Origin of the sequence: Brucella pseudogrignonensis (genome assembly GCF_002252525.1) — a bacterium.
GTDB classification, from domain to species: domain Bacteria; phylum Pseudomonadota; class Alphaproteobacteria; order Rhizobiales; family Rhizobiaceae; genus Brucella; species Brucella pseudogrignonensis.
On record NZ_NNRM01000033.1, the window covers coordinates 1 to 16,903 of the forward strand.

Sequence of the window (16,903 nt, forward strand, 5' to 3'; positions counted from 1 at the left end):
GTGCGCCGGAGCGCATCGAACGCGGCGGCCGGGTCGCCGGCGTCCTCGTCCAGTGCTTGCCGTGCGATTCCTTCCCTGTCGTCGTCCAGCTCCGTCATATTCTCCGTGCCTACCTTCCCAAACCGATGCCCCGGCTAATCTGCCGGCTGCGTGACATTTCTTCTTGTAGCTGATGGGCGATGCTCTGCCCCCGGCGAAGCTCCTGCCCGATTCCAAGCTCCTGCCGGCGATTGCGCAGGATGGAATCTACCTGCGGGTCACGTTCGAGGCTCTTGGTCAGGCCGTTCATCTGGCTTTCGACCTTGGCGCGGGCATCGTCGTGCTGCCAGCCGCGAAGCTCCCGGCGCTGGCCCTGTAGTTCCTGCCAGCGTTCAACAAACCGCTCGGCCCTGACATTCGGGTCTTGCAGCGCGGCGTTTTCGCGCTTCATCCCGTCGATCACCTGCGCGACACGCTCCCGGCCGGAAAGCTCGGTCATGGCGCGCGCCGTCGCCGGGTCGTTTTGCAGGGTCGAACGCATCAAATCTTTCATGCCGTCGCGCACCTGGTCGAGCTGCTGGCCGGCATCGCCCATTTCCTGCCGCTGCATGTCGAGGACCGGCAGGCCCTCGCGCCGGTGCTGGTCGATCGACTGATAGGCCCGCGAATAGCGGTCAACGGCCTGCTCAAGCGGCGACTGCCCCCGCGCCCGCTCGGCCAGCCGGTCGGGCGCCGGCGCCTGCCGCAAGCTCCCTTCCCTTTCCGGCCGTCGCTGCATCCGCGATGCCTCGCCGCGCTCCTGTGAGGGCGCAGGGCGTGCATTGAGCTTGAGGCCGGCGAACATACCGCGCCGCTGCTTCTCGGCCTGCTGCGGCCGTTTCTGGTCGATCTGCGGGCCGTCCTCGCCGGCGCGGTCTGGCTCGCGGCTCTCGGCCGCCGCGCCGCGCCCGAGTTTCAGGCCCTCGAACGGATTGCGGCGCTGCTGTCGATCGCTGGCGAGATCTTCGCGCGGATCTGCACGAAGATCCTGCGCGAGATCCGCGCCGACTTTTTGCGAGGATCTCCGCTCAAGGGCGTGATCCCCGGCCGTCGACTCCCGTTCCGCACGTAGCCCGGCGCGCTCGGCCGGAATCTCGATCTCGCTGCGGACGCCCATTTGCTCCGCGATCCCGCGCCGCTCGGCAAAGTCGCGGGTATAGTCGAGCGTCGTTTCCTTCACGCCCGACCGGGACAGGCGGCGTTCTAGCTGGCTATAGGCCAGCTCGCCGGCGTCCTGAACCTTCCATGTGTTGCGGTGCGTCTGCGTCCCATCGGGCAAGGTGACGGGGGTGGAACCCTCATGCTGTAGGCCGATCTTCTCCCCGATCTCCGGCGCGGCCTCCTTCATGGCCCGCTCTAGATCGACGCCCCATAGGGTGCGCTGCTCGCCCTTGTCGTTTTCCAGCGTCACGAAATAGCTGTCGGACTTCTGCGGGTCATGCTCGAAGGGCGCGGCCCCATGCTCGACCAGCCGGCCGGCATTGGTGAACTCGTCCTGTGCCGCGTAGAGCTGCACCCCGTCACGATGCCGGGTCATGGCGACATAGGTTAGATGCCGGTCCATCGTCCCCGACGCCATCACATAGGAGCGATCGACCGTCGCCCCCTGATTTTTGTGAATCGTCGTCGCATAACCGTGGTCGATCGCCTGATAGTCGCCCATCGGCACGGAAACACTATCGCCGCCCCGGCCGTCGAGCTGCGCGACGATCCGGCCCGCCTCGACATGCTCGACCGTGCCTAGCATCCCGTTTTTCACGCCAAGGTCGCGGTTGTTCTCCAAGAACACGATGCGGTCGCCCGGCGCGAACTCCCTCTGCCCGGTATTGGTCTGGAAGGTCAGCGCCCGGCCCGGCCCTTCCCGCTCATGGGCGACGTCGCCCGGCGCAAGGCTGTCGTCGGCCACGCGCGCCAGCTCGCCCCGTGCCAAAACACCCCGGTCCTGTAGCTCGGCCCGGATCGCGTCATTGATGGCGCGAACATCGGCCCGGCGATGCGCCATCGCAACCCGGGTGCCGTCCGGACGTTCATCGCGATCGGCAAGGTAGTCCCGCACGATCTGGCCGCGCGCGTCCTCGCCTGTCTCGGCAAAGCTGATATTGCCGTGATCCCGATAGGCCGCCAGCCCCTCGGCCGTCCGGTGCGTGGCGAAGTCAATGGAAGCGTCCCGCTGCCAGTCCACGCGCTGCCGGCGAATCTCCGACAGCTCGGCATGGCCGATTTCCTCCGTGATCGCCCGGAACGGTGCGCCGGCCCCGATCGCCTGCAACTGCTCATGGTCGCCTACAAGGACGATCTTCGCCCCGCGCGCCTCGGCCTCGCCAACGAAGCGGGCGAGCTGGCGGCTCCCGACCATGCCCGCCTCGTCGATCACGAACACGTCGCCGCGGCCGATCGTGCCGCGGTCGTTCTCCCAACCGCGGGACCATGATGCGAGGGTGCGGCTCTGGATGCCGGAACTTTCCTCCAAGCCCTCGGCCGCCTTCCCCGACAGGGCCGCGCCGTGGACCTGATAGCCTTCGGCCTCCCACGCCTCGCGCGCGGCCGCGAGCATGGTGGACTTGCCAGCGCCGGCATAACCGACAACGGCCGCGATCCGCTCCGGCCCGGTGATATGCTCGATCGCCCGGCGCTGCTCGTCCGAAAGTCGCGCCGTCTCGATCTGGCGTTCACGTTCGCCGGCGTCCAGCTCGCCCCGCGCAACCTTCCCGGCCGTGTCATGGGAAACGCTCGACCGAATGGCGGCGTCTTGGGCATCTATCGCCCGCTCGACATGCCGGCGATCGACGCCATGACCATGAGCCGCGTGCATCCGCTGCGCGCTCTCGATCATGCCGGATTCGATCTCGACCATTTCGCGGGTGGAATAGCGAGCAAGCTCGATCTCGCCCGTTGCCGGGTCCGCGCGCTCGGGCTGCAACTCGACCAGCGCCGGCGAGGCCATCACCTTCGCAAAGGCGCTCTGGAACTCCTGCGGGTCGTCGTTGATGTAGCGATGCAGCGCCCGCGCAACGTCGTGGCGATCGAACACGCTCTTTTCCCCGGTGATGAGGGTTAGAACCTGCTCGGGCTTCTCCCGGATCAGCTCGGCATTGCGCCGGGCCGCATCCTCGTCCAGCCGCGACCGCGACACGTCGAGGCCGCGCCGTTCCATCTGCGAGGCATGGACGCCCATATGCTCGGTCGGCGCGATCTCAAGCCCGCGCTCCATGTGCGAACGATGGTCGATCCGAATATCAAGCCCGGCCATTGCAAGCCGCTCGTTGGCGATCCCCTCCCACCTCTGGCGAAGGTCGCGGAGCTGCATATCGGTCGTCGGCAGGTCGTGCGCCAGCAGCCATTTGTTTTCGCGCTCAAGATAGGTCTTGTCGCCTAGCCCGTTCTCCGTCACCTGCCGCGTGGTCATAAGGATATGGGCATGGTGATTGCGAACGTCGCTCGCCTCGTGCGGTGCATGAATGGCGAAATCCACGGCCGCGCCGTAGCGGTCGGCCAGCTCCTGCGCCATCTCCCGCGCCGCCTCTAGCCGTTCCTCGGCCGAAAGCTCATGCGGCAAGGCAACCTCGAACTCGCGGGCAACGCGGGCATCCTTCCGCTTCTCGGCAAACTCGGCGGCGTTCCAGAGCGTCGAGCGATCCCGCGCCCAATCGGCGTTGACGCCTTCCGGCAAGACGATCTCGGCATGTTCGACGCCCTGCTTTGCCGTGTAGTCGTGCGTGATGCCGTCGCGCTCGTTGGTCAACTTCTCCCCGGCACGATAAGCCATAGAGGCGACGGCGCTACGGCCCTTCGCCCGCGAAACTGGCTTCATGCTGAAATGGTAGATCGCCAACCCGTTGCCTCGATCCCGTTTCCGCCTTTCCCGTCAGCTTTCTAGCTGACAGCGCGCTGAGTTACGCAGTAACTCGTAAGTGCGCCCTTCTCAACTCAATCGCTTCGCTCTTTCGTCGCTCGGTGTGGCGCTTGCGGCTATGTCGATGCAATGAACTGAGGCCGCGATTGTGCTGCAAAACCGATGACTTTTCAAGATCACACAAGGCGATATGACGGGAAACGCTTGAGCCGGGCGTGTCTTCGTATAATCTGGCGTCCATTGGAGGGTGAAGAATATGGCAATAGAAAATAACCCGGCATTGGCGCTCCTAATCGATGGCGACAATGCTTCACCCAAGATCGTCGGTGGCCTACTCGCTGAAATCGCCAACTATGGAACTGCCAGCGTAAAACGCATTTATGGCGACTGGACAAAGCCCAATCTCAACGGCTGGAAAGAATGCCTGCTGGAACACTCGATTCAGCCAGTCCAGCAATTCGCCTACACGACCGGCAAGAATGCCACCGATGGCGCAATGATTATCGACGCTATGGACTTGCTCTATACCGGCCGCTTCTCCGGCTTCTGCATCGTCTCAAGCGATAGCGATTTCGCCCGCCTCGCAGCCCGCATCCGCGAACAGGGCGTCACCGTCTATGGCTTCGGGGAACGAAAGACACCACGCCCCTTCATTACTGCTTGCGACAAGTTCGTTTATTTCGATGTGCTCAACACGGCCGCCGGGGAACAGAAGGAAGCGGAAGCCGTTGTCGCGCCCAAGGCATCCACCGCCAAACCTGCGCCAGCGAAAGCGGCGCTCGATCGTGCTGCCCTCGACATGCTGGCGAAGGCCGTCACCGCCTCGGCCGATGAAGACGGCCGCGCCAATCTGGCCCGCGTCGGTGCGCACCTGGCGAAACAGTCGCCGGATTTCGACGCTCGCAATTTCGGTTTCCCGCGCCTCTCCGATCTGGTCGATGCGTCCGGCATTGTCGAGATCGAGCGCATTGGCGACAACCCGAAAATCATCATGGTTCGCCTCAAGGGTGAGGCTACCGCCCGCCCCGCGAAATAGGAGGGAAACGTCAGATGGCGCGCAAGACGATCGAACAAAGGCTGGCCGAACTGGATGCGCAGCGATCCGCCCTCAAGGCTCGTCTCGGAAAACAGGAACGGACAAGAGACACTCGCCGCAAGGTACTGCTGGGTGCGCTCGTCCTCCATCGCCTTGAGAACGGCAAGGATGAGGAATTCTCCCGGCGCTTGAGCGAATGGCTCAAGCGTGAACTGCCCGACTTCCTGACCCGCGACGGCGACAAGGAACTCTTTGCCGATCTGATCGGCAACGTGCCGGCCGGGCAAACGGCGGGGAGCGCCGGCGAGGCAACATCGTGAACCGGGCAACGCTCGCATGGGGCGCTTTCAAGAACATGCTGCGCGCCGCCGCGCATGATCCTGTATGGGCTTTTGTCTCCCTGATAACTCTGCCGTTCCGCATCTGGCAAACGGTGCTGCGCGTTCTGTTCATCCTCATCGTTGCGCTTTTCGTCGTTGGTATGGGTGGCCGGTTTGCGCTTAACGATCTCGGCTATGGTCCCGGCACGATTCCGTTCATTGCGCTCGATCTCGTCACGCTGCTGGTGCTGGCTGCCATCGTCTTCCGCGTCATCACTAATCCGCTGATTATCCATTTCGGGGACATGGAAGGCGAAACCCACGGCTCGGCCCGCTTCGCCACCAACAAGGAAGTGGCTCCCCTCGCCCGCGCCGATACCGGCCTGCTGATCGGCCGCGATCCGAAATCAAAGCGGCCGCTGCGCTATGACGGCCCGGCCCATCTGCTGACGATGGCACCGACGCGCACCGGCAAGGGCGTCGGAACCATCATCCCGAATCTGCTCACCGCCGACCGCTCCGTGATCTGCATCGACCCCAAGGGCGAGAATGCGAAAATCGCCGGCCGCGCCCGCCAGCAGTTCGGCCCGGTCCACGTCCTCGACCCCTTCGGCGTTACCGGCCTGCCCTCGGCCGCCTTCAATCCGCTCGACCAGCTCGATCTGGCCGGCCTCGATGTGGCCGAAGACGCGAGCACCCTTGCCGACGCCCTCGTGTTCGATGAACCGGGCATGGCCGGCGAGGCCCATTGGAACGAGGAAGCCAAGGCGCTGATTGCCGGCCTCATCCTCCATATCGCCGCCCAGGAGCCGCGTGAGCGCCGAAACCTCGCCACCCTGCGCGACTATCTCACACTCGCCCCGGAAGCCTTCTCCACGCTCCTGAAGGACATGCAGGCATCCCCTGAAGCGGCCGGCCTGGTCGCCCGCGCCGCGAACCGCCACCTCGGCAAATCCGACCGGGAAGCGGCTGGCGTCCTCTCGGCCGCGCAGCGCCATACCCATTTCCTCGACTCGCCCCGCATGGTCGCCGTCCTCGGCCGCTCCGATTTCCGCTTTGCCGATCTCAAGCGCCGCAACGTCTCCGTCTTCCTCGTCCTGCCGCCCGATCGCCTTTCGACCTATTCGCGCTGGCTGCGCCTGCTCGTCGCTCAAAGTCTCACCGACATGGCCCGCGATCCGGCCAAGCCAGCCGTGCCGGTCCTCTATCTGCTGGATGAGTTCGCCGCCCTCGGCCACCTGGCCCCGGTCGAGCGCGCCATGGGCCTCATGGCCGGCTACGGCGTCCAGCTCTGGCCGATCCTGCAAGACGTTCACCAGCTCCGCGCCACCTACGGCCAGCGCGCCGGCACATTCCTGTCGAACGCCGGCGTCCTACAGGTCTTCGGCGTCAACGATCACGATAGCGCCCGCCTCGTCTCCGATCTGCTCGGGCAAGAGACGGTCGTATTCCAGACCATGAGCCGCGCCCTCGATGCCGAAAAGACCGGCATCACCTACGGCGAGCAACACACCGCCCGGCCGCTGCTGACCCCCGATGAGGTCCGCAACCTGCCGCAAAATCTCGAACTGCTGTTCCTCGCCGGGCAACGGCCGATCGTCGCCGGCAAGCTCGCCTATTACGCCGATCCCGAGTTCCGGGGGCTGTTCGACCAGGCATGAAAGATGAAACCATGACCGACACCGATGCGCCCGAATGGCCCGATCCCGCCGACAAGGCCTATGCCGTCGAGCAAGCCAAGCGGCTCCGCAACCAGGTCGCAGAGGGCGGATTGCGATTTGAAGCCTATTTGCCGCCGTCTCTGGCCCTGTGGCTGCTCGACCTGATCGAACAGGGCAAGTTCCTTGATCCGTCCGAAGCCGTGTTCGTGATCCTGGGCGAACATAAGGAGCTGGAACCCCATGCCGATCTGCGCCGGGAACTGCTCAAGCGCAGCATACAGGCGGCGGCCGATGATCCCCGGCCGGGTATTTCGGGCAAGGAAATGAAAGCACGGTTGCGCGAGAAGTTCAAAAACCCCCTGCCCGAGCCGGCCAGATGGGAAAAGCGGTCCCGGCGCTGACGCACCGGGGCTTCTCTCTTTGCGGCCCTCCGGGCCGGTCGCCGCTTCCGCCGCTCGGCACAACGCTAGCCCCCGGCCGGCCCGCTCTATCAAATCGGGCCGTAGGGACGGCCGGGGGCGGATAATTACATGCTTACAGGAAAGCATGTTGCCTGCCCTACTTCGGCGCTTCGATCGGTCGGACCTTCTCGCCAAGGTACCGGGCCATGATCTGCTCATAGGTCCCCGCGTCCATAAGCCCGAGGCGGCGCTGTACGCCCGCCATTTCCGCGATCTCGCGGGCGAGGCAGCGGCTCCGCATGGTTGTCACGCTCCCGCTAGTGTTCTGGCGCGTCGTCATCTTGAAAATTCGCCTCGTAGTCCTGGCCGCCGTAATAGACGCCGATGATATTCACGGTGTCGTCCGCTACCTCAAACAGTATCGTCACACGCCGGCGAAACCCAAGTGTTCGCAAGCCCGGTCGAAGATCGTCGCGCCGCGTGCCTCGGTGCGGAAAGGTTTGCAGATTCTCGCAATAGTCCACGATGGAATCGACATATCGCGCCGCTATTGCGGGCGACGCTGCCCCGGAAATATCGACTTCCAGCTTGTCGAGCTGGTCGAGAGCTTCCGGGGTGAAGTGAACCGTATGGGTCACGCTGAGGCGGGCCGCTTGCGCTTTTCGGCAAGGTGCTGGCGCACCTCGCCGACGCTGAGCGCCCGGCTAGGATCGGCTTTCAGCTTGTCGTAGGCGGCAACGCCTTCCGTGCGCAGCCAGCTTTCAAGGGCCTTGTCGCGCGCCTGCAAGGCCCGCAGGCCGTCGCGAATAACCTCGCTGTCGCTGGCATATTCGCCCGACGAAACCTTGCTCTTGACCATCTGTGCCATTTCGTTCGGCAACGTGACGCTCAACTGTTGTGTGCTGCGCATGGGAATCTCCCGCGTTGGATCGTGTTCAATAGGACTAAACACTATCACATATAAACCCGATCGGGAACGCTGCAACGGTCGGGGACTTGCATGCTTACATGATTTCACGCAAACATGATGCCTTGGCAACTACTCCCCATCCTCGCGGACTAACGGATAATTGTATTTGGCGAAAAGCAGATTCAGCGCCTCGGCAACAAGCCGCTCCTTCGAAATCTTCTTCCCCTTCTCATCCCTGCTGCGAAAACTGAGTTCGTCCAGCGTCTCCCAATAGGCGGGTGGCAGGAAATGCGTTCTGCCGAGCTTGTTAGCACGCGAGGGCGCAACATAGCTCCCGGCCGGCTGCGAAGCTGGTGCGCTCCCTTGCGGCTCTGACGGGGCCTCCGGCGCGGATGCGGGTTGCTCTGCGGTCTTGATCGCAGCGGCGAGAAGCGAAGGCTTGCGGCTCATGCTTTCATCCTTTCATCCTTTCATGATTTCCTGTAATCATGCTTGCCTGGTCTGAAAGGAACGTGAACAGGCCGGCGACTTCCTGGGCCGCACGGCCATGCGGTTCCAGCTCCTGCGGCGTCTGCCCCAAGGCCGGGGCGTCCTCATAGGTTTTCAGCCGCGACACATGGATGGGGGCAACCTTCACGTTGAAGCTCGTGGCAATCGCGGCGGCATCGTCAACCGCCCTGCCCCCGGCGTTCGGATGCACCAGATTGAGCACAACGAACGTTGGCGGACTGCCGGCCATGTCGAGAAGCCGCTTTAGCGGCTCCAAAGTTTCAATCGAAAATATCTGCGCCTGCGACGGGACCAGCACTATATCGGCGTGCTTGGCCGCCTCGACCGAGGCGCTTTCCATCTTGCCGGGCGTGTCGATGAACACCCAATCCATGCCAAGGCCGCGATAGGCGTCCAGCGAGCGCCGGATAGCGCCGGGCTGAATCGAGGCAACGTCCGGGCCGTCGCCCTTGCGCCGGTCGAACCAGTTGACGGCGTTTGTCTGTGGGTCGAGATCGAGCAGGGCCGATTTCTTCCCGGCCAGGTGAGCCGCGACCGCAAGCGCCGTCGCGATCGTCGTCTTGCCGGTCCCGCCCTTCTGCGTGCAGAACGCCACTGTTATCATGATTGCATCCTTTCATGAAATAAAGGCTACATGCTTTCTCCAATACATGAAAGCATGTTTTCATGCAGGAAGGGTTAACTACTCCGCTTCCTCAGCGGCCGCCATCGGCTCGTCGCACTCGCCACACATCAGGCGGACACCGGGCTTCGCCCAGGCGTTCAACTCACATGACGGGCAGGTGTAACGGGTCTTGCTGGCCGACTTCGCCTTGCGCGCCTTCCGGGCATCGGCGTCGTCCCAAAGCTCGACATAGAGGGCGGTAAAGTCGGGTTGCGCCGCCAGCTCGGCAAAAACGCGGGCATAGCGGCCGCCCTCGACAATATAGTGGCTGCATGACTGCCCGGTTTCCTTGCCGCCTGGCTGGCCGGTATCCGAAGGGTGCAAGCCGATCTCGTGCATTTTCGCCGCCCATTCCTTGTTGTGGTAGCCGGCGCGCGACGGCTTGCCAAAATGGTGCTGCCAAAGGTGCGCCATCTCATGGGCGAGGGTCGAAAGGCTCTGCTCGTCGGTGCGGCTTTTGAAATGCGACGGATTCAGCGCGATTTCGTCGGTGATCTCTGCGCCGTCCTTCGATCAGAACCGGCCGCCGGCGAAATAGCCATAGGCTTTGTTTTTGCGCTGCAACGTCACGAGGCAGGCCGGCAACTCACCGCCGAACAGGCGATCGTTGAAAAAATCGAACGCCTGATGCAGCGCGGCATAGGTCTTTACGGTCGGATTGGCGGGGGACATGGCGGTCTATTTTGTTTCGTACGAAACAAAAATCGCATATTTCAAGCTGACATGCAAGCATGATTACATAATTTCATGTTTCGCACTACCCTTGCCGCCCTCTTTCTCTCGAAAGCCCATGCGGCGTTGGCCGCAGGCGCAAGCGTTGCGGTTTTGCTGTGAGGTGTCCGCTTCCCGATCCGCGCTATGAGCGGATCGGAACCGCCGCAGGGCCGCGAGAGCGGCCCGAACAGCGGCGACCGCTTATGTTTTCACATAGAGAATAGAATTAGAGGGGGATTCAGTCTGGTTATCGGACTCACGTTTCATCAAGCCTTTAGCAATGCTGACAAGAGCTTTCCCGAGTGGCCCGTCGCCTGCGTCGAGCTGCGTCCGCTCATCAAGGGGCAGGGCCTTCCTGTAGGCGTCGATTGCCTCGGCCCAGGTCCGTTGATCCTGACCATGATCGGCAGGCGGGGGCGGGGCCTTGCCGAACCGGCCAAGGAACTGCCGGGCCTTTTCCGGCAGGGACAGGCGATAGGCGTTGCTCGCCTGCTGGACCTGTGGGCCGCGCCCCTCGTTCCCGGTCGGCTCGTAGCGCCGCAGCCAGTCGATGAAGCCATGCGCCCGCAGGTTCTTCAGCGCCCGCACGATCGTATCCCGCGACCGGCCCAAACGGTCCATGATCGTGGTGATTGACGGCTCTAGCCGGCCGGTGCGGAAGTCGATCAGGTTGACGAACAGCCGCAGCACGTCGAGCGCCACCGATCCGAGCGGGCCGCTGCGCTCGCCCTTCTCGTGCAAGCCGGCCTCGTTGTAGATTTCGGCCGCCTTCAAGATCGCCTGCACGTCCTTGCGCGTCGTCGCCTGCCAGATACGGCCCTCCGATCGCCCCTTGAAATAGCTGCGCCGGCGAACCGGCGTCGGGCAGCGCTGGGCCGGGGGAGGGAAGACCAGGCTAAGCGCCGTCTGCCGCGATCCCTGCAAGGTGCCTCGGCGCTCATGGGCGAGCGCGGAAAGCTGCCCGGCCTCGTCATCGCTGAGCTGGCCCGATCCGTGCCGCGTCCAAACCTCCCGCATGATTTCATCAAGCGCGTGCCCGCGCGCGCAGCCAATCGCGGCCGCGATTTGCGTCCTCAACATATGCCCTTCGTCCTTCCATTTGGAGGACATGACGGCGTTGGACGCCGGACACAGCTTCCCCGCTTTCGCAAGAATCAATCTTGCGAATTGGAGGGCTATAGCGTAGATAAGGGGAGAGTTAGCGGACCCCTGACCTACGGTGTGTCTGACGGCCTATAAAACGCTCGACCGCGCCAACGGTCGGGCGTTTTGCCGTTATGCCCCTTGCTGCTTCTCGAAATAAAACCTCAAGGCTTCCTCGATGATCGGCGCGCGGGATTGCGCGCCCTTTTGCTGCTTGGCCCGGTCCAACTGTGCAACCAGTTCGCCCGGCAGGTCGGCCCATACGCGCGCCATGCCAGCAGCTTCACGCCGCGCACGCATGGCGGCAACACGTTCACGGGCTGGAATGGCTGTAGGGCTACGACTCATACAGTAAGTGGTAACGCCGAAATTGCTGATTCTGCAAGCTCTTGAATCCGGGCCGCTAAAATCAGGGGTTGGTCGGCCGCTGACTAACAGCGGGCAAACATGATTTCTCGCAAGCATGTAATCATGCTTCCTCACTTCGCCGTCACGGTATCAAGCGCCCGGTAGAGGGTCGCACGATGCACGCCTAGAAGCCGGGCAACCGCCGCGACGGGCTTCTTGTCATCGTGGATGAGCTGGCGAGCGTGCGCGATCTGCTCGGCCGACAGGGAAGGGGAGGGACCGAACCGCACGCCTCGGGCCTTCGCCGCGATCCGGCCGGCGCTCGTGCGCTCCACGATCAAGGACCGCTCGAACTCGGCCATACCGGCGAAGACGGTCAGCACCATGCGCCCGGCCGGCGTCGTCGTGTCGGCCCACGGCTCTGCCAGCGAGCGCAGGTCAGCGCCGGCCTCGTTGATCCGCTCCGCGATCGCCAGAAGGTCGGCCGTCGATCGGGCAAGGCGGTCAAGTCTGGTGATCGTCACCACATCGCCGGCGCGCAGATGGTCGAGCATCCGCGCCAGCTCCGGCCGGTCGCGCTTCGCCCCGGATGCTTTTTCCTCGAAAATACGGATGCAGCCGACCGCGCCGAGGGTGGCGCGCTGCTGGTCCAGGTCCTGGCCGCGCGTCGAGACGCGAGCATAGCCGATGAGCACCCGGCCGGCGTCGGAATCTGGCTGGTGGCTCACGGCTTCTCCTGTCGCAAATCATGTCGCAGGTGTTTTACCATTTGCGACCAAAACTTGCGACAGAAATTCCCCTGCAAATTCAAAGGCGGGCCGATGTGCTGCACGGATTAGGATTTCCGCGACAACTGACCGAGCTTTTTGAGTTGAAACTTTACAATCTAGAATGTATAGCGACGGCTGCTCAAACCGGATGGATTCCCAATGACGGCCTCACATTCAAACCGATGGCTCTTGCTGGTGACGGTGGCTGCCGGCCTGCTGCTCATCACCCTCGACAACTCCGTCCTCTATACCGCCCTTCCGACGCTCACCCGCGAACTCGGGGCGACGACCACGCAGGGGCTATGGATCATCAACGCCTATCCGCTGGTCATGGCCGGCCTGCTGCTCGGTGCCGGAACGCTTGGCGACCGCATCGGCCATCGCACAATGTTCCTCGCCGGCCTTGTCCTGTTCGGCATCGCGTCCATCGTGGCTGCGTTCTCCCCCACGCCGGAAGTGCTGATCGCCGCCCGCGCCTTCCTCGCCATCGGGGCATCTGCCATGATGCCCGCCACATTGGCCCTGATCCGCATCACCTTCACCGTCGAGCGCGAGCGCAACATCGCTATCGCCATATGGGGTTCCATCTCGATCGTGGGGGCCGCCATAGGCCCGATCATCGGGGGATTGCTGCTCGAACATTTCTGGTGGGGGTCAGTCTTCCTTATCAATGTTCCGGTGGTGATCGCGGCTTTCATCGGGACGCTGCTGGTCGCGCCGAAGGTCGCCGGCGACGGCTCGCGGCCGTGGGACTTGCTGTCATCAGTTCTGGCATTGGCCGCGCTGTCCGCGCTCGTGATCGCAATCAAGGACGCGGCCAGCGCCAATCCGTCTTCGGCCGTATTGAGCGCGGCCTTGCTCGTCACCGCAGCGGCGGGCTTCCTGTTCGTCCGGCGACAAGCGCGCTTGCCGTTTCCGCTGCTCGACTTCTCGATTTTCCGCAACCCGGCCTTTTCGTCTGGCGTGCTGGCCGCCGCCATGATGATGTTCGCCTTGGGCGGTATCCAGCTCGTGACGACGCAGCGGTTCCAACTCGTCGCCGGCTATTCCCCGCTGGAGGCCGGCTTGCTGGTTTCCGCCGCCGCCATCGGCTCGTTGCCGACCGCGCTGCTCGGCGGCGCGCTGCTGCACCGCATTGGCCTGCTCTACCTGATCGCGGGAGGGCTTGGGGCGGGGTCGCTCGCCGTGCTGCTGACGGCGTGGGGACTGTCGCAGGGAACGGGATGGGTGCTTGCAGGTATGTTCCTGACCGGCGCGGGGCTTGGAGCCGCTGCGTCGGTCGCGTCCACGGCCATCATCGGCAACGCGCCCGTGCATCGCGCCGGCATGGCCGCCTCGGTCGAGGAAGTGTCCTACGAGTTCGGCGGCCTGCTCGCCGTCGCCATTCTCGGTAGTCTGCTTTCGGCGCTCTATACACTCGGGATCGCCCTGCCCGAAGGCGCTCCCGTGGAAGCGCGCGACAACATCGCCACCGCTCTCACGCTGGCGGCCGGAGACACGGCAAACGGGCCGGCGCTCGTCGCGGCTGCATCCGCTGCCTTCGACAATGCCTATCTGGTGGTGATGTATGTCGGGGCTGCGCTATTGGCGGCCGGCGCGATCGTGACCGGGGTTCTTCTGCGCCGTTACGGGCCGGGGTCGCAATCCTCGCTCTATCCATCATCCCACTAAAGCATGTCGCGTCTGACGTGATTCAGGATTCCCATTTGAGGTTCGGGATGATTCATTGTGGTTCGAAGGAGAACCGCGATGGGCAAGCCGCTACCGATGGCATTGCGTGAACGTGTTTGTGCGTTTGTCGAAGAAGGTCACGGACACCGGGAAGCGGCGCGTCATTTCCGTGTGTCGCCGCGTTTCGTGAACGAGTTGATGAAGCTTCGTCGGGAGACTGGCTCGCTGGCGCCGCGCCGTCAGGGTCATACTCCGGGCGGCGGCAAGCTTGCCCCGCACGCCGCCTTCGTGCGGGCGCGGATGGCGGCATCAGGTGACCCGACGCTGGACGAGTTGCGTGCCGCACTTGAGGAGCGCGGGGTGGTGGTTCACCGCTCCAGTGTCGGTCGCCTTCTGCACCGCCTCGGGCTCAGCCATAAAAAAAACGCTGCAGGCCAGCGAGCAGGAGCGTCCCGACATTCGTGAGGCGCGCGAAATGTGGATCAGGCGGCGAAGACGCTTCTTCGCCAAGGCCTTGCCGCGCCTGATCTTCATCGACGAGACGTCGACCAATACGAAGCTGACCAAGCGCACCGGCTGGTCGCCGAAAGGCGAGCGCTACAGGACGCATGCTCCGTTCGGTAAATGGCATACCCAGACCTTCATCGCCGGCCTGCGTTGCCACGGCATGGTCGCGCCCTGGATCATCGATGCGCCGATGAATGCCCGGCGCTTCGAGACCTGGATCGAGACGCAGCTGGCTCCCGAGCTTCAGCCTGGCGACGTCGTCATCCTCGACAATGTCGGCTTCCACAAGAGCGAGCGCGCCGCCGCGCTGGTGCGCAAGCGCGGTGCCTGGCTCCTCTTCCTGCCGCCATACTCGCCCGACCTGAACCCGATCGAGATGGCCTTCTCCAAACTCAAAGCGCTGCTGCGAAAGAGGGCGGCAAGAAGCTTCGACACCTTATGCGAGGCCCTCGGCGATATCTGTGGCCTTTTCGACCAGACACAGTGCCGCAATTTCTTCAAGGCTGCCGGATATGAGACCGATTAAATGCGACATGCTTTAGTTCGCGGAGGGCATCATGCGGACCAGCAATCGCAGGAAAATCCTCGACGCGATCATCGCCATTGTCGAGCGTGACGGCATTACCGCTGTCACCTTCGACGCCGTTGCGGCCGAAACCGGGCTGACGCGCGGCGGCTTGCTCTACCACTTCCCGTCGCGGGAGGCGCTTATCCTCGCGGCCCACCAACATCTTGCCGACCAATGGGAGGCGGGCATGGAGAAGATCGCGGGCGGCAAAGCCGACACGGTGGAGCCGGCCGAACGCGATGCGGCCTATATCCAGAGCTGCGCGCAGATGGCCCGCCGCGTCGAACTTCTGATGATGCTGGAAAGCGCCGGCGAGCCGGACCTTGATTCCTTATGGCAGGGCGTTCTTGACCGCTGGTCGCCGCCGGTTCCTGACGACGACGATCCGGCAGCCCTCGCGCGCTTCGTCGCCCGTCTTGCTGCTGATGGCCTGTGGGTCCACGAGGCAATGTCCAACCGGCCATTGCCGGCCAAGCTCAAGGAGCGTGTCTGTCGTGAGCTGGTGACGATGGCCGAAAGCATGACGCGAGATAGTAAGAACTCATAGACTTTGTCGCGAAACTCCCAAAACATGCGACAGTTTTAGCCTGCTTCACCCGGCTTGCAGACGTTCCGCGATGAAGTCGGCGCGCTGCTCGATCCCTACCAGCGGCAGCTCTACAATCTGATAGCCAAGCCGGGTGTAAGTTTCGGCCATGACTCGGCCGGTCGCCTCGGCCTCCTGCCGGTCCTGCTTGCGCTCGGCGTCCTGCGCGAAAATGGCACCCCAATACGGGGCGAGGAAAACCCGCTCGTTGTAGGGATGAATTTTCGCCGCCGCCTCAATATGAGCCGGGACAGGCAGGCCGCAGAGCGTAAGATAGCCGACAACATCAGGAATCCCGCGATCCATCAGGACAGGCGCGTCACTCGCAAGAGCCTCGTGATAGGAACGCAGCTCCCAACCCAACATGAGTTCGGCAAAGATGGCCCGATCCGCCCAAGGCAAGGCTGGCCCGCCGATCCTGACTTGATCTTGTATGATCGCCCGGCCGGCCTCGGGCATCGTGCGGAAGCCGCGCCGGGTCATGGCGTCAATCAGGCTGCTTTTGCCGGAACCGGGGCCGCCAGTCACGACGAACATATGTTGAGCGTTAGCCATAGAAACTCCTTCCACACTACTGCGCCGGCGCTTTCACCGTGATCGTGCATCGCTGATCCTCGCCGGCCGTGCGCGCGGCCTCCCAACAAGCCGCTACCGCCTCCCTGTTCGTTTCAAGGAGCTGGTCGGCCGAGGCCACGCGCTGCCACGCTTCCGGGCTGCCGAACGCCATGAGGCTCATACCGGCCTGCCACGGCCTTTCGCCCATGACGACGCTGGCGACACGCGGCGCGGCCGAGAACGGCAACAGGCGCGGAAGGAACAACATCACCAGCGCGCCGGCGAGCAGGCCGACCGCGAAAGCGGCGACAAGCCACCAATCTTGCCGGCTACGCTCCCGCGCGCCGGCGACGTGCGCCGAAAGATTGCGGCCGGCGCGCTCGAGGTCTGACGCCTGCCGCTCGAGCTGTTGCGCGGCGGTGCGTATCAGGGCCTCGCCGCTGCGCTCGAGGAGCGCCGCATAGTGCGTCGCGCCCTGCCGGAGAATAGGCGATTGCTCTACGCCGTGCATCCGCTCCGCAACAGTGTCGAGCGCCTGCACGAGCTGGGCGAGCTGGGGCTTGTAGTCCTGCGCCGGCTCGATCTTTTCGAGCTGGTCGAAAGCCGCTTCCAGCCCACGCCGCATCATCGTGCGCCGGAGCGCATCGAACGCGGCGGCCGGGTCGCCG

The 16,903-nt window shown here is 63.8% G+C and carries 21 protein-coding genes; 8 read left to right on the forward strand and 13 right to left on the reverse strand.

Features of this window, described 5'->3' with window-relative positions; all coding sequences use genetic code 11:
- On the reverse strand, positions 1-98 hold a 98-nt coding region (locus CEV34_RS27320), incomplete at its 3' end, for a DUF6118 family protein (protein WP_235819065.1).
- A gap of 11 nt (positions 99-109) precedes the next feature.
- Positions 110-3,850 (reverse strand): Ti-type conjugative transfer relaxase TraA, encoded by a 3,741-nt coding sequence (gene traA / locus CEV34_RS14620; protein ID WP_026109554.1) that lies wholly within the window; start codon positions 3,848-3,850, stop codon positions 110-112.
- Between the two features lie 277 nt (positions 3,851-4,127).
- On the opposite strand from traA, the gene CEV34_RS14625 reads away from it, so the two are divergent.
- The 4 genes from CEV34_RS14625 to CEV34_RS14640 are packed head-to-tail and all read left to right on the forward strand — an operon-like array spanning position 4,128 to position 7,289.
- Positions 4,128-4,907: an NYN domain-containing protein gene (locus CEV34_RS14625; protein WP_094543838.1), complete on the forward strand. Its 780-nt coding sequence runs from the start codon at positions 4,128-4,130 to the stop codon at positions 4,905-4,907.
- A gap of 14 nt (positions 4,908-4,921) precedes the next feature.
- Positions 4,922-5,227 carry a hypothetical protein gene (locus CEV34_RS14630; protein ID WP_025031075.1) on the forward strand — a complete coding sequence of 102 codons (306 nt, stop codon included), beginning with the start codon at positions 4,922-4,924 and terminating at the stop codon, positions 5,225-5,227.
- The gene (locus tag CEV34_RS14635; RefSeq protein ID WP_094543839.1) at positions 5,224-6,888 is read left to right on the forward strand and encodes a type IV secretory system conjugative DNA transfer family protein; all 1,665 of its coding nucleotides are present in this window, start codon (positions 5,224-5,226) and stop codon (positions 6,886-6,888) included. The genes CEV34_RS14630 and CEV34_RS14635 overlap by 4 nt, the downstream gene beginning before the upstream one ends.
- A gap of 11 nt (positions 6,889-6,899) precedes the next feature.
- On the forward strand, positions 6,900-7,289 hold the full coding sequence (locus tag CEV34_RS14640) for a hypothetical protein (RefSeq protein WP_210199573.1): 390 nt from the start codon (positions 6,900-6,902) through the stop codon (positions 7,287-7,289).
- Positions 7,290-7,606: 317 nt separating this feature from the next.
- Here CEV34_RS14640 and CEV34_RS14645 read toward each other — a convergent pair whose 3' ends face one another.
- The 9 genes from CEV34_RS14645 to CEV34_RS14680 all read right to left on the reverse strand — a co-directional run bounded on the left by CEV34_RS14645 (position 7,607) and on the right by CEV34_RS14680 (position 12,306).
- Complete coding sequence (locus CEV34_RS14645; RefSeq protein WP_080723359.1) at positions 7,607-7,927, reverse strand: type II toxin-antitoxin system RelE/ParE family toxin; 321 nt, start codon at positions 7,925-7,927, stop codon at positions 7,607-7,609.
- Positions 7,924-8,199, reverse strand: a complete 276-nt coding sequence (locus CEV34_RS14650; protein WP_035228560.1) for a type II toxin-antitoxin system ParD family antitoxin — start codon at positions 8,197-8,199, stop codon at positions 7,924-7,926. The genes CEV34_RS14645 and CEV34_RS14650 overlap by 4 nt, the downstream gene beginning before the upstream one ends.
- Positions 8,200-8,328: 129 nt before the next feature.
- Complete coding sequence (locus tag CEV34_RS27060; protein WP_179253534.1) at positions 8,329-8,649, reverse strand: chromosome partitioning protein ParB; 321 nt, start codon at positions 8,647-8,649, stop codon at positions 8,329-8,331.
- Positions 8,650-8,653: 4 nt separating this feature from the next.
- Positions 8,654-9,313 (reverse strand): ParA family protein, encoded by a 660-nt coding sequence (locus CEV34_RS14660; RefSeq protein ID WP_094543841.1) that lies wholly within the window; start codon positions 9,311-9,313, stop codon positions 8,654-8,656.
- A gap of 78 nt (positions 9,314-9,391) precedes the next feature.
- Positions 9,392-9,868, reverse strand: a complete 477-nt coding sequence (locus CEV34_RS14665; protein WP_328589884.1) for a SprT-like domain-containing protein — start codon at positions 9,866-9,868, stop codon at positions 9,392-9,394.
- 18 nt (positions 9,869-9,886) lie between these two features.
- Positions 9,887-10,045 (reverse strand): hypothetical protein, encoded by a 159-nt coding sequence (locus CEV34_RS27325; RefSeq protein WP_235819062.1) that lies wholly within the window; start codon positions 10,043-10,045, stop codon positions 9,887-9,889.
- Between the two features lie 243 nt (positions 10,046-10,288).
- Entirely contained in the window at positions 10,289-11,167 is an 879-nt protein-coding gene (locus tag CEV34_RS14670; RefSeq protein ID WP_035228582.1) for a helix-turn-helix domain-containing protein, read from the reverse strand.
- Positions 11,168-11,362: 195 nt separating this feature from the next.
- Entirely contained in the window at positions 11,363-11,578 is a 216-nt protein-coding gene (locus CEV34_RS14675; RefSeq protein WP_035228556.1) for a ribbon-helix-helix protein, CopG family, read from the reverse strand.
- 131 nt (positions 11,579-11,709) lie between these two features.
- On the reverse strand, positions 11,710-12,306 hold the full coding sequence (locus CEV34_RS14680) for a recombinase family protein (RefSeq protein ID WP_445433043.1): 597 nt from the start codon (positions 12,304-12,306) through the stop codon (positions 11,710-11,712).
- Positions 12,307-12,507: 201 nt separating this feature from the next.
- Here CEV34_RS14680 and CEV34_RS14685 point away from each other — a divergent pair, with 201 nt between their 5' ends.
- The 4 genes from CEV34_RS14685 to CEV34_RS14700 are packed head-to-tail and all read left to right on the forward strand — an operon-like array spanning position 12,508 to position 15,641.
- Entirely contained in the window at positions 12,508-14,019 is a 1,512-nt protein-coding gene (locus CEV34_RS14685) for an MFS transporter (RefSeq protein ID WP_026109556.1), read from the forward strand.
- A 57-nt stretch (positions 14,020-14,076) separates the two neighbouring features.
- Positions 14,077-14,484 (forward strand): winged helix-turn-helix domain-containing protein, encoded by a 408-nt coding sequence (locus tag CEV34_RS27330; protein ID WP_235819063.1) that lies wholly within the window; start codon positions 14,077-14,079, stop codon positions 14,482-14,484.
- Positions 14,399-15,052: an IS630 family transposase gene (locus CEV34_RS26750; protein WP_235819064.1), complete on the forward strand. Its 654-nt coding sequence runs from the start codon at positions 14,399-14,401 to the stop codon at positions 15,050-15,052. Before CEV34_RS27330 ends, CEV34_RS26750 begins: the two co-directional genes overlap by 86 nt.
- 31 nt (positions 15,053-15,083) lie before the next feature.
- Complete coding sequence (locus tag CEV34_RS14700; protein ID WP_017502940.1) at positions 15,084-15,641, forward strand: TetR/AcrR family transcriptional regulator; 558 nt, start codon at positions 15,084-15,086, stop codon at positions 15,639-15,641.
- Positions 15,642-15,686: 45 nt separating this feature from the next.
- Here the strand turns inward: CEV34_RS14700 and CEV34_RS14705 are convergent, their stop codons facing one another.
- Positions 15,687-16,235: an AAA family ATPase gene (locus tag CEV34_RS14705; RefSeq protein ID WP_035227934.1), complete on the reverse strand. Its 549-nt coding sequence runs from the start codon at positions 16,233-16,235 to the stop codon at positions 15,687-15,689.
- Positions 16,236-16,251: 16 nt separating this feature from the next.
- Positions 16,252-16,903 (reverse strand): DUF6118 family protein (locus CEV34_RS27065; protein WP_179253536.1); only part of this gene is annotated, 652 nt, incomplete at its 5' end.